Origin of the sequence: Advenella kashmirensis WT001 (genome assembly GCF_000219915.2) — a bacterium.
In the GTDB taxonomy this organism is placed as follows: Bacteria; Pseudomonadota; Gammaproteobacteria; order Burkholderiales; family Burkholderiaceae_B; genus Advenella; species Advenella kashmirensis.
Window position 1 is genome coordinate 836,816 of record NC_017964.1, and the last position, 14,935, is coordinate 851,750.

A 14,935-nucleotide genomic window follows, 5' to 3' on the forward strand; every position below is an offset into this window, starting at 1 on the left:
CTGATCTAGCGAATGCATGCTGACGGTTTGAAACGCTGGCTCCAAACCGTCAGTGCTTTTGCGCGATTACTTCGCTTGTGATTTTTCTGCAGCAGCGCGCAGTTGATCCAGCGTCGCCGTGGGGGTAATGGCTTGCGGATCAATCAGGCAGTGCAAAATGGCCGGTTTGCCGCTGGCCACTGCTCGCTCAAATGCGGGCCCGAAATCTTCGTTTTTTTCCACCCGCTCTCCATGACCGCCAAACGCCACCGCGTAAGCGGCAAAGTCCGGATTCTGCAGATTGGTGGCGCTGACACGCCCCGGATAGTGCTTTTCCTGGTGCATGCGTATCGTGCCGTACATGCCGTTATCGAACACAAGCACAATAATATTCAAACCGTACTGTACGGCGGTGGCAAACTCCTGACCGTGCATCAGGAAGCAGCCGTCACCGGCAAAGCAGACTACCTGCCGCTGTGGCATGACACGTTTGGCGCCTACGGCAGCTGGCGCCCCGTAGCCCATCGACCCGGAGGTAGGGGCCAATTGGGTATTGAAATGATTGTAGCGGTGAAAACGGTGCAGCCAGGTGGCATAGTTGCCGGCGCCATTGGTCATAATGGCGTCCGGTTCCAGATGGGTTTCAAGATACGCCATGACTTGACTCATTTGCAGGGCGCCGGGCGTACTCACAGACTGCGGATCGCTCCATGCCAGGTAGGCTGCATGGGCGGTGTCAACATAGTCCTTGCGCGCGTTCTGTTCGCTGGCAGCGAGTCCGGCGCAGGCATTGACAAACTGGGATGGGGTGGCATTGACGGCCAGTGCGGCCTGATACACACGGTTCAGTTCCTGGCTGTCCGGGTGGACGTGAATCAGTGTCTGTGTTGGTACAGGGATATCCAGCAGTGTGTAACTTTGCGAAGCGATTTCCGACATGCGCCCGCCCACCAGCAAAATCACGTCAGCTTCCTGCGCCATCTTGAGCAGTTTCGGATTGATGCCCAGGCCAATATCACCAACGAAATTGGGATGCGAGGACGGGAACAGATGCTGGCGGCGGAATTGGACCGCTACAGGAAGTTGCTGTTTTTCGGCAAAGCGTACGAAATCATTGACGGCTTCTTGCGTCCAGCGTGAGCCGCCAAGAATGGCCAGCGGCTTTTTCGCATCCGCCAGCAGGGTGGCCATTTGTTTGATTTGTTCAGGAGCAGGCGCTGACTCTACCGGCTCTACGCGTGGCGCGTCCGCTACGGTGGCCAACTGCACCAGCATATCTTCGGGCAGGGCGATGACGACCGGCCCCGGGCGACCGGACATGGCCACGTGAAACGCGCGGGCGACAAGTTCGGGAATGCGCGCCGCATCATCGATTTCAGTGGTCCATTTGGTCTGCGTGCTAAAAACGGCGCGGTAATCCACTTCCTGGAAGGCTTCGCGCTCGCGCATGCCGGTTTCAATTTGCCCGACAAAGACGATAAGCGGCGTGGAATCCTGTTTGGCGATGTGGATACCTGCCAGCGCGTTAGAGGCGCCCGGACCACGGGTCACCATGCAGATGCCAGGCCGGCCCGTGAGCTTGCCGTGAGCTTCTGCCATCATGGCTGCGCCGCCTTCCTGGCGGCACACCGTGACATTGATGCTGGCGTCGTGCAACGCATCCAAAACGGCCAGGTAGCTTTCACCTGGAACACAAAAGACATGATCAACGCCCTGACGGACGAGTTGATCTACGATAATTTCTCCACCGGGACGACTCTGGCTATTGTTTTGCATGAGTGTTCTATAATTTCAGTTGTGAAAGGAATGCTGTCCATGATTCCAAATCCGCGTGTCGCTTGTGTCGCACGCACAATCACAGACAACATCATCATTGTAAAGTATAGGCGATATAGAATATGAATTTGACTCCGAAAGGTTTTTTCCCGCGCGCTTTTTCGATCGCGGCTGGCTTGGGATTGCTGGCTGCAGTAAATACCGCGTTTGCACAGGAAGAAGCATATCCATCAAAACCGGTGACGGTACTGGTCGGCTTTGCGGCCGGCGGCACCACTGACGTGCTGGCCCGCATTGTGGCCAAGGGCCTGGGCGAAGAGCTTGGCGAGAGCTTCGTGGTCGAGAACAAACTGGGCGCCGGCAGCAATATTGCGACGGACCAGCTGCTGCGCAGGAAACCAGACGGCTATAGCCTGATGATGATGGCGGTAACGACCACAATCAACCAGACGCTGTACAAAAACGCGCGCTTCAATATTGAAAAGGATATCGAACCCATCGTTTTGGTTGCCAAAGTGCCTAATATCCTGGTCGCCAGCAAAAATACGCCCTATAACAACCTGAAAGAATTCGTTGAATACGCCAAGGCCAACCCTGGCAAGGTAAACTACGGATCGTCCGGCGCCGGTACTTCCATTCACCTGGCCGGCGAGTTGTTCAAACAGCAGGCCGGTATCGACATGCTGCACATTCCGTTCAGCGGTAGCGGCCCGTCCATGACAGCACTGGTCGGTGGCCAGACTGACGTCGTGTTCGAGAATATGCCCGCTGCCGTACCGCAAATCAAGGCAGGCAAGATTAAAGCCTTTGCCGTAACAACAGACAAGCGCTCAGAAGCATTCCCCGACGTTCCTACCCTGAAGGAGTCTGGCTATCCGCAGTTTAACGTATCTTCATGGTTTGGCCTGGTGGCGCCCAAAGGTACGCCCAAGCCGATTATCGATAAAATCAACGCAACCGTGGAAAAAATTCTGGCCAAGCCTGAAGTGATCAAGCAGCTCGAAGGGCTGGGCGCGACAGCAGAAAAAAATACACCCGCAGAGTTCGCAAAATTCGTCTCTGACGAAACCAAAACTTGGGGTGAGGTTATTCGCAAGGGTAATATTTCAATTGAATAACTGAGCAGCAGCTGGCACGCGAAGCCCAGGCTTTTCGTTCCGGCACTTAACAGAAACGGCAGCAGGGCGCAGGCTCCTGTTGCCGTTTTTCATTATGTTGCGCGCATTACAGCGCTCATTATGCTCATCGGGAATCTCTTAACGCCAGATCGCGGCAAGGAAAGAAGCGTTACTGCCTGGAGTGCCAAAGCGAATCGCCAGTAACGCAAGCGCAATAGACGCAAGCCGATTGGATTGAGCAGGTTATTGTGTTGCGCCTGATTGCAAATGCCCTTTCGGAGGGATAGTGCGCGCGTAAATCGGTATTTTTATTTATTGTTATTGGAAGGTTGGTGTTGCCGCCAGTAATGTGACATTTGACACAAAACAGCCATGCGACGTCCGCTTTTTATGCAAGCAGTGACGGTAAAAGGCGGGGAGCGTTGTAGCGACTGCATCGGCGCTTGCCTGCTGCAGGCATATGCCACGGGAATATATTCAGATGGGTAAATGAATCGAATATGGTGGCGTGTATGCCCCTTATCCTCATCTGTACGGGCCTGGTTGCCAAACCGGCATGTCATCCGCCTGCATGACAACAACTGTCTTGTTGCTGCAGGTTCAATTGCAGGCAGATGCGCCGTCAGTCAATCACCCGTTTGGCGTACGATTATGTCCGCCACATTTATTACTGCACTTCGATTTCTTGTACCCGCGTCTGTTGTCGCAGGAACGGTCAAGCTGATTACCAGCTGAAACCGCCTTCGGAATCGGTGTCGTCAATCGCTTTTTCTGTTTCCTTGATCATGTCATACATCATGACGCAAGCTGCGGCCACAGAGGTGGCGATGGCTTTGACCAGCGCGGTCAGGCTCAATGCGCGCTCTTCGTTGATTGCGTTGTGGATCAATTCACGTTCCATGGAATCACTGAAAGCAAGTTCCGGGGTGTCGCTCATTGCAAGGGCGTTTTTCATAGAAATGTTCATGGTATTGGGTTCCTTAATTGACTGTAAAAACTAGGTATAAACCATTATAGGGTTAACCCTAGGAATAAGCAAGGACAGGAGACCTTTATGTCATGCAGTGCAACAATTCCGTTGTTTTTTCAGCAAAAACAGTCACTTAACAGTATTTGCCCTAGTGTGGCAAATGCGAATTGTCGCTCACAAAGAGCCCATTTATTCTGTACGTTTTGTTACATGAAAAAGGTCTCAAGGTGAAAGAACGACTGGACTGCGCCCTTATCAGTATTCCTGGCAGTGAACCGCTGGCAAAAACGCTGCTCAAACACGACCGTTTGCAAGCAGGTCGTTTGCATTTCACTCTGATAGAACCCACTCCCGGGGCGGAGCACGGCACGCTTCCCTCAGTCTCGTTGTTGCAGGACATGACTTACTCACTACGTCATTTTGATGCCATCTGTCTGCCTGTCTCGTCGGCCTCGCTGGTCTGGACGCGTTTATTGTTGCAGCAAACCCGTATCGAACAGCATCGTCCTATTTTTGTACTGGGGCTGTCGCTGCGCCCCATTGGATTGATTGATTTGCTCGAACTCGGCGTTGTTGATTTTGCCTTATGGCCATGCGAGCCAGAAGAAATCCGCGTCAGGCTCCTGCGTGCCTTGCATGAACTGCGGAATGTCCCGGCTCGGCTTCCTTCGCTGCTGGGCGACAGCGTTAATACGAAGCAATATGCTGTTCACGATGCGGCAATTTCGCACCAGACCGAATATGCCTGCTCTCTGGCGTCGGCTAGCGCTTCATCGGGCTCGCTGCAGCTGAGCACTGAAACAACGGATTTACCGTTGTTGCCCGCGTTCCGGCGGTCTACGGGGCGTACGCCTGCTGTTGCCATGATGGGCATCAGGTCAGGTGCCCATCATGCTATGTCACCTGTGTCGCTTTTTCGGGGAATTGGCACCGCGCCGCAGGGGAGCAAGCAGGCTGGCGCCCATCCGGTACACCCGAGCGTGCCCAGGGTCTGCTGTCAGGAAATAGCGCAATTTCCAGAAGGCTTCCAGCAACTGAAGTCGGTCGTGGTGGCGCAATTTGAACGCACCTATCTTACGCACGCACTGGCGCGCAGCAAGGGTAATATCGCTCTGGCCGCCCGCAATTCCCATAAACACCGTCGGGCGTTCTGGGCGCTCATGCGCAAGCACCAGATCAGTGCAGAACCGTTTCGCGACAATGGTTTTTGAACTCCTGTGGCGTCTGGCGGCAACCCGCTTCATGGCCGGGTGACGGTCTGCGGCCATTCTTACACCAGGTACGATACAATCTGTCCGGTAAGAAAATCATAGATTTATAGATATTAAAGGTACCCGATGGCTTTCCCGGTTTTGCAGAACGATGTTTTCCTGCGCGCACTGCAGCGCCAGCATGTCCCCTATACGCCTGTATGGTTGATGCGTCAGGCTGGGCGATATCTGACCGAATATAACGAGACCCGCGCCCGGGCGGGGTCCTTTCTGGGGTTGGCCAAAAATCCCGATTTTGCCACAGAAGTTACTTTGCAGCCTTTGGACCGTTTTCCCCTGGATGCGGCCATACTATTTTCCGATATTCTCATGTTGCCCGACGCCATGGGTCTCGGGCTGAATTTTGTGGCCGGTGAAGGCCCGCAATTTGCCCGTCCCGTGCGCACGCAGCAGGATGTCGAGCAGCTTGCCGTTCCCGATATGAATCAGTTGCGTTACGTGTTTGATGCCGTCAGCCAGATCCGCCAGTCGCTCAATGGGCGCGTGCCCTCATCGGCTTTGCCGGCAGCCCATGGACTGTGACCTGTTATATGGTAGAAGGGCGGGGCTCGTCAGATTATCGTCAAATTAAAACCATGATGTATGCGCAGCCAGCGATGCTGCATCGTATTCTGGAAGTCACCGCACAGGCCACTGCACAGTATTTGAACGAGCAAATCCGCGCGGGTGCCCAGGCCGTCATGATTTTTGACAGTTGGGGCGGTGTGCTGGCCGACGGCCTGTATCAGCAATTTTCGCTTGCATACATCACCAAGGTAATCAGCCAGCTGGAGCGCAATCATAATGGCGTTGCGGTGCCGGTCATTTCGTTTACCAAGGGTGGCGGATTGTGGCTGGAAGACATCATCAACAGTGGCTGCGATGCGATAGGACTTGACTGGACCGTCAACCTGAAACAGGCCCGCGAGCGGGTAGGGGATCGTGTTGCATTGCAAGGAAATATAGACCCCATGGCATTGTTCGGAACAGAAGACGCCATTCGACAGGAAGTGCGCCGCGTCATAGATGACTTCGGGCCAGTTACAAATGGGGGCCATGTATTCAATCTTGGTCACGGAATATCACAATTTACGCCGCCCCAGAATGTATCAATTCTGGTTGATGAAGTGCACAGCTATAGCGCAAGTAAACATGGTTGATGTCAAGTTGTACACAGATGTCAAGCAGCTGTTGTTTTTAGGCAAATGGTGTGTAGCACAATGAACTTGTGTTTTAAGTTATTGAATTTTAAGAAATTAGTTTATGAAGTTTCCGGTATGAAAAATATTTGATCCTTCAATTCATTTCAATAGTTTTTTTGTAATATAGTTTTCCCCAAAGTTATCCACAGGCAGAGTCATATATTTAATAAGTGGTTTCGGGCACATGCTTTAACGCTGAAACTTGCGAAACTACTTTAAGTGTTGACATGGATATGTAACTTAAAGGTAATACTCAAACAGATGGCTTTGGTGCCATCTGTCTTCACATTTTTCAGGAATTAAGCGTGCAAGTCAGCTGGGTCCGTGTCGTGTTGGATATTCCCCGACAGGAGGCATTCGACTATCGATGCGAGCATCCGGTGCAAAAAGGGCAACGCGTCATTGTGCCCTTTGGCTCGCGACAGCTTATCGGCGTGGTCATCGAATTATTGCCAGCACCCGCGTTCGATCCGGAGCAAATCCGCGATGTGGAGCAGGTGCTGGATGATCTCCCCGCGCTCTCTGCTTCCTGGCTGGCCCTGGCCCAATTTGCGTCGCGTTATTATCAACGCTCCTTGGGTGAGGTCATTCTGCCGGTATTGCCCAACGGATTGAGAAAACCGACTGCCTATCTGGGTAAACGATCCGCCGGCGGCCCGGTAGCCCGAGCCGATCGTAAAAAACGCGGCACGGTCGCTCCGGCGCTGGCCTCTCCAATCGTATTGAATGCCCAGCAGCAACATGCCGTGCAGAAAATATCCCAGTCAGACGGCTATGCTGCCTATTTGCTGCATGGGGTGACTGGAAGCGGCAAAACAGAAGTGTATCTGCACGCGGCGCTCACTTTCTTGCAGCGAGGGCAGCAGATATTGATGCTGGTCCCGGAAATTAACCTGACGCCACAGCTGGAGACGGCTGTACGGGCGCGTTTTGCAGATATCGTGGCACCCGATGAAATTGCCGTATTTCACAGCGGGCTGGCCGATGGCGAGCGCATCAAGGCCTGGGCAGACGCCCAGCGCGGCAAACTCAAGGTGCTGCTGGGCACCCGCATGGCCATTTTTGCGCCGCTGGACAATCCCGGCCTGATTATTGTCGATGAGGAACATGATGCTTCATACAAGCAGCAAGAGGGCTTGCGATATTCGGCGCGCGATCTGGCGGTGTGGCGCGCACATCACGCCGGTATTCCGCTGGTGCTGGGATCGGCTACGCCCTCGCTGGAGACCTGGCATCACGCACTCAGTGGCCGCTATACCCGATTAACCCTGGAGCAGCGCGCCAGAACCCGTTTTCTGCCCGATATCCGTCTTGTCGATACCCGGAAGGCTAAACTTAATCAGGGGTTCGAGCCCAGCGTGCTGGAGGCCATCCGCAGCAGGCTTGAGCGCGGTGAACAGTCCATGGTGTTCCTGAACCGTCGGGGCTATGCCCCTGTCATGCATTGCGCCGCTTGCGGCTGGGTCAGCCAGTGCCCGCGCTGTTCGGTGCATACGGTATTGCATCGCACCCCTGGCAGCGGCTATCAATTGCAATGTCACCACTGCGGTTTCCACAGTCGTGTTCCGTCCATCTGCCCCGATTGCGGCAACCAGGATTTGCAGCCTCTGGGGCGCGGGACCCAACGGGTTGAAGAGTTTCTGCAGGAAGCGTTTCCCGCAGCGCGCATCCAGCGCATTGATGCAGACAGCACACGCCTCAAGGGCAGTGCCCTGCGGCTATTTGATGAGGTGCATACCGGCAATATTGATATTCTGGTCGGCACGCAAATGGTGGCAAAGGGGCATGACTTCAAGCGTCTGGGCCTGGTTGCTGTGCTCAATGCCGACTCCATGCTGTTTTCCGCCGATTTTCGTGCCCCCGAGCGCTTGTTTGCCCAGCTCTTGCAGGTGGCCGGCCGGGCAGGGCGTCATGCGGAAGGAGGTCAGGTGCTGATTCAAACCGGCTATCCCGACCATACGGTCTATCAGACGTTGCTTAACAACGACTTCCCAGCGTTTGCCGACGATCTGCTGGCTGAACGCCAGGATACCGGCTTGCCGCCCTTTACCTTTCAGGCCCTCATTACCGCCGAGGCCAAAAGCGTGCAACTGGCGCTGGCCTTTCTTGATGAGATCCGGGCGCTCGCAGCTTCGTTCTTATCTGGCGAGGGCGAATCCGAGGTTGTTCGTCTTTATGATCCTGTCCCCTTGCGGATTCTGCGCGTTGCTCACGTGGAGCGGGCACAGTTGCTGGTCGAATCGGCATCAAGGCCAGCGTTGCAGCGTTTTCTGCAGCAGTGGCTGCCACAGGTCCAAACAATCGGACAAAAGCAGCGCATGCGTTATTTCATCGAAGTAGACCCACTGGAAATCTAGATAATGAGCAATGCACTGCAATCGATGAACCCCGCGCAGCGTGAGGCGGTGCTGTACCTGAACGGGCCGTGCCTGGTGCTGGCTGGCGCCGGCAGTGGCAAGACCCGCGTTATTACCCAGAAAATTGCCTATCTGATCAATGAATGCGGCTATGATGCCCGCGGTATCATAGCCCTGACGTTCACCAACAAGGCGGCGCGCGAAATGGCTGAACGCATTCAGCAAAGCGTGGAAAAAAAACGCCTCAAAGGGCTGACGATCAGCACTTTTCATGCGCTGGGCGTGCGTTTTTTGCGTGAAGAGGCAGTGCTGGCGGGATTGAAACCTGGTTTTTCCATCCTGGATTCGACCGATGCGCTGGGCGTGATCCAGGAGCTGCTGGCCACGACGGACAAGGGCCGGTTGCGCAGCGTACAGCAGCAGATATCACTATGGAAAAACGCGCTAATTACACCTGACGATTCCGAGAAAATCGCCCAGACTCCTGACGAAATGGACGCTGCCCGCGTATACCGGAGCTACGATGCAACCTTGCGCGCGTATCAATCGGTGGATTTTGACGATCTGATTGTCATGCCGGCCACGCTGATGAGCACCAATGCTGAGGTGCGCGAGCGCTGGCAGCGGCGCTGTCGCTACATGCTTCTGGATGAATACCAGGACACCAACGTCTGCCAATACCAGTGGGTGCGATCGCTGACCGGACTACGCGACATGTTTACGGCGGTGGGAGACGACGACCAGGCCATTTACGCCTGGCGTGGCGCCACCATCGAAAATCTGGCCAAACTGCCCCAGGATTATCCGGCACTGCGCATTATCAAGCTGGAGCAAAATTATCGTTCGGTCGCGACCGTGCTGGATGCAGCCAATCAGGTAATCAGCCGCAATCCCAATCTGTTCGGTAAAAAACTCTGGTCTACGCTGGGGCAGGGCGAACCCATTCAGGTGGTGGTCATGGACAATGAAGAGGCCGAGGCCGAATCGGTGGGCATGCGTATCTCGGCGTCCCGTTTCGAACGCAACGCCCGCTGGAAGGACTACGCCGTACTGTATCGTGGCAACCACCAGGGTCGACTATTTGAGCAGACATTCCGGGAGTTGCGGATTCCCTACGTGATCGCCGGCGGGCAGAGTTTTTTCGACAAGGCCGAGGTCCGCGATATCATTGCTTACCTGCGCATTGTCGCCAACGAAGAAGATGATCCCGCATTCATTCGCGCGGTGACCACGCCCAAGCGTGGCGTGGGACAGGCCAGCCTGACAGCACTGGGAGACACGGCCACGCAGCTTAATTGTTCACTATTCGATGCCGTTCATGATGAACTGGCTGCGACACGGATTGCGCCGCGCCAGCTTGAGCCTCTGAAGGTTTTCGTTGATTTCATTCGAAATATACAGTGGCGTGCCGGACGCGGCAGGACCGACGGTGGAGCGGCAACACCGGCCGAAGGCGCAACCGAGCTGCTGGACGAATTGATGAAATACATCGATTACGAGCGCTATTTATATGACACGCAGGAAGAGCGTGCTGCACAATCGCGCTGGCAGAATGTACTTGAATTGACTAACTGGCTCAAGCGCAAGGCACAGGAAGACGGTTTGACACTTGCGCAATTGGTTCAGCATATTGCCCTGATTACCATGCTGGAGCGTAGCGAAGACGACGAAGACCCGGATGCTGTTCGGCTGACGACCATCCATGCTTCCAAGGGACTGGAGTATCCCTATGTGCACATGGTCGGCGTGGAGGAAGGCTATTGCCTCATTTTGGCAAGGACGACGAATATGGCGATGCGAACAAGGACGCCGAGGCGCTGGAAGTGCGCATACAGGAAGAGCGTCGCCTCATGTATGTGGGTATTACCCGAGCGCAGTTTCATCTGACATTGACCTGGTGCAAAAAGCGCCGCAAGGCCCGCGAGGATCTGATTCGTGAGCCCTCGCGGTTTATCAATGAAATGGGCCTGGAGAACGGCGTCAAAACAGTGGTCGATCCGTTCAGTGGCATGACGCCCAAGGAACGGCTGGTGCGGCTCAAAGAGATGCTGCAGAAAAAAGGGTAGAATGTAAGCCCCAGGCAGCCGGGCCGCTGGCCTGTCTGCTGGGTCACCAAATGACCTGCGCCGTGCAGGGAGGGTGGCCGATTCTGGTAATTAATCACGTTTGACATGTTGGCCGTTGGCGACCACATAATCTGAAATTTGAATACGGAGAAGCAGGAAAATGACACAGCGTATGGCGCCATTGGCGAACATCAGGGTACTTGATTTGACGCGCGTTCTGGCGGGTCCTTGGTGTACTCAGAACCTGGCCGATCTGGGCGCTGATGTTATCAAGGTGGAACGTCCGGGTACCGGTGACGACACGCGTGGTTGGGGGCCTCCATACCTGAAGGATCAGCAAGGGGCAGACACCAGCGAGGCGGCCTACTACCTTTCCGCAAACCGTAATAAACGCTCACTGGCGCTCGATTTCACTACGGACGCGGGGCGCGAGGTTGTTCTGGCGCTGGCGGCCAAAGCCGATATTGTCGTGGAAAACTACAAAGTGGGTGGTCTGAAAAAATACGGCCTGGACTACGCCAGCCTCAAGCAGATCAATCCGCGACTTATTTATTGCTCCATTACCGGATTCGGACAAACGGGACCGTACGCCACTCGCCCGGGCTATGACTATATTATTCAGGGTATGGGTGGTCTGATGAGCATTACCGGAGAACACGACGATCTGCCCGGTGGTGGTCCCCAGAAGGCCGGCGTAGCGGTGTCGGACCTGATGACAGGCATGTATGCAAGCGTTGCCATTCTGGCTGCATTGAACGAGCGCCACAGCAGTGGCCTGGGACAATATATTGACATGGCGCTGCTCGATTGCCAGGTGGCAATGCTGGCCAACCAGAATCTCAATTACATGACATCGGGGCAGGTGCCCAAGCGCGCCGGTAATGCACATCAGAATCTGGTGCCCTACCAGGTGTTCGAGGTCGAAGATGGTCACCTTATCCTGGCGGTAGGTAACGACACACAGTTTGCCTCGTTCTGCCGCCTGATCAATATGCCGGAGCTGGTTGAAGATGAGCGCTACCGGAAAAATGCCGGCAGGGTTGTCAATCGCGATTCACTCATTCCATTGCTGGCGTCCGTCATGAAGACCCGCAGGCGTGATACCTGGCTGGCCGATCTGGAAGCGAGCAATATTCCGGCAGGACCGATCAACACGATTGACCAGGTTTATGCGGATCCCCAGGTGATCGCACGCCAGATGAAGTTGGAGCTGCCTCACCCGGCAGCGGGAACCACGCCGATGACGGCCAGTCCCATGCGGTTTTCCGACACCCCCATTCAGTATCGGAATGCACCGCCCATGCTGGGCCAGCATTCCGAAGATATCCTCAGAGAGGAGCTGGGCTGGGGCGACGAGCAGATCGCTGCATTGCTGGGCAAGTAAACAACAAGGAAGGTGGCGTTGCACGTCCAGCCGGGTGGTCTTGTGTGGTTGCTGTCGAAAAAAGGCAGTCATCCTGCTGCAACAGCGTCGTGCCGATAGCCTGCCTCATTTGGGCAGGATAGTAGGATCACAGGCAACCGGAAATATTTTGAGTTGCAATGTGCACTGGTTTATATCAGTTGGATTTTTTGTATCCAGCCTGTCCCTGCCAGTTCACTTTATCCAAAACAAAAAGCCCACTTATACAAAGTGGGCTTTTTAACTTCAAGCGAATACGTTGTGGATTACTTGACAGACTTGACCATGTAATCAACAGCAGCCTTGACAACCTCATCTGATGCAGAAGACCCGCCTTTAGGAGGCATGGCATTCAAGCCGTTGATGGCTGCGTCATACAGCTTGTCCATACCGGTTGCAATACGTGCATCCCAGGCAGCTTTATCGCCCAGTTTTGGCGCACCGGCTACGCCGGCGTCATGACAGGCGAAACAAATCTGTTTGTACAGCGCTTCTCCTTCAGCCAGCTTGTCATTTGCCGGGGCCGCCGCTGCGGCACCGGCTGCAGCGCCCGCCGCAGCAGCTGCAGGAGCAGCGCCTTCAGCAGGAGCAGCGCCTTCGGCAGGAGCAGCGCCTTCAGCAGGAGCAGCGCCTTCGGCAGGAGCAGCGCCTTCGGCAGGAGCAGCGCCTTCGGCAGGAGCAGCACCCTCAGCAGGAGCAGCACCCTCAGCAGAAGCAGCGCCTTCAGGCGAAGCAGGTTCCTTGAATGAGCCGCCAGAGTGGTTGGCCAGGTATACAACAGCACGTTCCACTTCAAGATCGCTCAGGCTTGGATCGCCGCCTTTCGGAGGCATGCCGTTCAGGCCATTGATGGCCAGTTTGACGACTTCAGCCTGACCGGCTTGCAGGCGTGGTGCCCAGGCAGCCTTATCGCCGAATTTAGGTGCACCGGCAACGCCGGTGTCATGACAGCCCATACAGAGGCTTTTGTATACTTCTTCGCCAGTCTTGATTTTTTTCGGACCTGCGTCGGCAGCGGCAACAATCACGGGAGCGGTGTTGTATTTGGCGACGGGCGCGATACGGGCGGCAATGGACTCTTCAGTCAATGTATCGCTGCCTGCGCCAGAACTACTGGAAGAGCTGACTACATTGACCAGCAGGATAATGATAAGTACGGGGAGTATGAACGCGAGTACGACGACGACAATCAGCTGTTTGGGCGTTTTAATCGGGCTAACATGTTCATCGTGTTCTTCGTGGTGTTCTGTTTGATCGCTCATAGATACATCCTACAGGTCATTGCAATGTTAAATAATGGAAAAAAAGAAGCCAAATGACTGGCATACTGCCGGACCATGCCCTTTCCCCCGAAAGTGAAATAATAAGTAATGTTGGATTATAACGATTGTCACCCTGTTTTGTACGTGAATACGCCCTGCAACAGGTGAAAGTGTCTTATTTTAAACAGAAATTAACTGTGCAAGTATATCGTCTGGGCCTTACAGGAATCTGCACAATAGGGTAAAATAGCGGACTTGGTTGAATGTCTCCGTAGTTCAATGGATAGAATAAGAGTTTCCGAAGCTCTTGATACAGGTTCGATTCCTGTCGGAGGCGCCAGAATTTAGTACTGTTAGTCGTGGCTATTAGTTATGGCTCTGCCCCATAATCGGCGGCAGGTATTCACCAAACTCGATTAATCACGCCATTCAAACCGCATTGGGCCCAGACCTCAGCCGGTAATTCTCAAAATTTCTAAACCCATACGTCGACGCGAGAGCATCGCAATAATGCTTTGCCGGTAAAGATCGTCTCCGTTTCGTATCCAGCCCTCAGTATGCAGATCCCAAATAGCGCCCTGAAAGGGTCAATTAATTAAATCAATGCCCTAAGCCAGGATTCAATATTCTGGGTTTGAATCTTATTTCTCGCATTGTAGGTGTCACTCATCGGCCACCACATCCCATCTCCCCGGGCAAATGCTGTTCGATAGCGAAGCATTTGGTCATCCGGATTCGAACGCAGTGCATCCTGTAGCGCGGGCAAGGTAAGTATGCCTTTAGTAAAGGTTTGTTTTGTCACGTGCTCGACCGTTTCTGCCAGTCTCCCATAGGAGGTTGTTTCACCCGCGACAAATACCACTTCATTGGCAATTCGAGGCTCATGCAAATAAATGTCAGTGGTCAGTCGACCAATATCCGCAGGTGACGTAACGGTGACCTGCGTGTCCCATCCTCCGAGTGCGTTGATGGTTTTCTCGGATAAATTCACCACATCGAATGCCGGCTCAAAGAGAAAACTGGTAAACATGCCGGTTGAAACAATCACCCATTCTGTCGTGTTTTGTTCCCGCAGTAGCGTCCTAACGTCATACTGCTCGTCCCAGACCGGTTGACCGCTTCCTTTGCCGACTACATCGTAATTAACGCCAAACTGCCAGGGGAAGTATCGGCTTACGCCAGCCTCCAGTACTGCGCGCGTAATTTTTATCTGTGTGCCCGCTCCAGCGACAAAACCCATGCAATTGATAACGGTATCGAAATTTGCAAAGTGGGTTTTTAGCGATTCAATCGTACTGGCCGCGACGTCGACAGAGATAAATGCCGCCCCGGCATCGGCCAGTTTTTGATGCATATCGGACAGCAGTTTGCCTTGTTTATCCCGGGAAGCGGGCGACACGATGACGGAGACAATGCCATTTAGTTGCGTTACTGCCGGGACCAGATGCTCCAGTACAGCGATTCCCAATTGTCCCGCTCCTAGTACTAATACCTTTTTAGTAGTATTGAAATCATGTTCTTTCATTTTTAGCTCTCATGTTGATAAGCAGCAT

8 protein-coding genes, 1 tRNA gene and 2 pseudogenes are annotated in these 14,935 nt (G+C 54.1%); 7 read left to right on the plus strand and 4 right to left on the minus strand.

Features of this window, described 5'->3' with window-relative positions; genetic code table 11:
- Positions 1-66: 66 nt before the first annotated feature.
- Positions 67-1,755 carry a thiamine pyrophosphate-binding protein gene (locus TKWG_RS03950; protein ID WP_014749582.1) on the minus strand — a complete coding sequence of 563 codons (1,689 nt, stop codon included), beginning with the start codon at positions 1,753-1,755 and terminating at the stop codon, positions 67-69.
- Positions 1,756-1,877: 122 nt separating this feature from the next.
- Here TKWG_RS03950 and TKWG_RS03960 point away from each other — a divergent pair, with 122 nt between their 5' ends.
- Entirely contained in the window at positions 1,878-2,873 is a 996-nt protein-coding gene (locus TKWG_RS03960; protein ID WP_014749583.1) for a Bug family tripartite tricarboxylate transporter substrate binding protein, read from the plus strand.
- Positions 2,874-3,597: 724 nt separating this feature from the next.
- Here TKWG_RS03960 and TKWG_RS03965 read toward each other — a convergent pair.
- Entirely contained in the window at positions 3,598-3,840 is a 243-nt protein-coding gene (locus tag TKWG_RS03965) for a hypothetical protein (protein WP_014749584.1), read from the minus strand.
- A 230-nt stretch (positions 3,841-4,070) separates the two neighbouring features.
- On the opposite strand from TKWG_RS03965, the gene TKWG_RS23515 reads away from it, so the two are divergent.
- The 5 genes and pseudogenes from TKWG_RS23515 (at position 4,071) to TKWG_RS03990 (ending at position 12,102) form a co-directional block, all read left to right on the plus strand.
- Entirely contained in the window at positions 4,071-5,054 is a 984-nt protein-coding gene (locus tag TKWG_RS23515; protein ID WP_014749585.1) for a hypothetical protein, read from the plus strand.
- 126 nt (positions 5,055-5,180) lie between these two features.
- Positions 5,181-6,253: pseudogene (gene hemE / locus TKWG_RS03975) on the plus strand (uroporphyrinogen decarboxylase).
- 347 nt (positions 6,254-6,600) lie between these two features.
- Positions 6,601-8,652 (plus strand): primosomal protein N', encoded by a 2,052-nt coding sequence (locus tag TKWG_RS03980; protein WP_014749586.1) that lies wholly within the window; start codon positions 6,601-6,603, stop codon positions 8,650-8,652.
- A gap of 24 nt (positions 8,653-8,676) precedes the next feature.
- Positions 8,677-10,718: pseudogene (locus tag TKWG_RS03985) on the plus strand (UvrD-helicase domain-containing protein).
- Between the two features lie 160 nt (positions 10,719-10,878).
- A complete protein-coding gene (locus TKWG_RS03990) occupies positions 10,879-12,102 on the plus strand; it encodes a CaiB/BaiF CoA transferase family protein (protein ID WP_041708997.1) in 1,224 nt (407 codons plus the stop codon).
- A gap of 284 nt (positions 12,103-12,386) precedes the next feature.
- On the opposite strand, the gene TKWG_RS03995 is transcribed toward TKWG_RS03990, so the two are convergent.
- Positions 12,387-13,382, minus strand: a complete 996-nt coding sequence (locus tag TKWG_RS03995) for a c-type cytochrome (RefSeq protein WP_014749588.1) — start codon at positions 13,380-13,382, stop codon at positions 12,387-12,389.
- Positions 13,383-13,647: 265 nt separating this feature from the next.
- On the opposite strand from TKWG_RS03995, the gene TKWG_RS04000 reads away from it, so the two are divergent.
- Positions 13,648-13,722 (plus strand) — tRNA-Arg (locus TKWG_RS04000).
- Positions 13,723-13,977: 255 nt separating this feature from the next.
- On the opposite strand, the gene TKWG_RS04005 is transcribed toward TKWG_RS04000, so the two are convergent.
- Positions 13,978-14,907 (minus strand): aromatic alcohol reductase, encoded by a 930-nt coding sequence (locus tag TKWG_RS04005; RefSeq protein ID WP_014749589.1) that lies wholly within the window; start codon positions 14,905-14,907, stop codon positions 13,978-13,980.
- Positions 14,908-14,935: the final 28 nt, after the last annotated feature.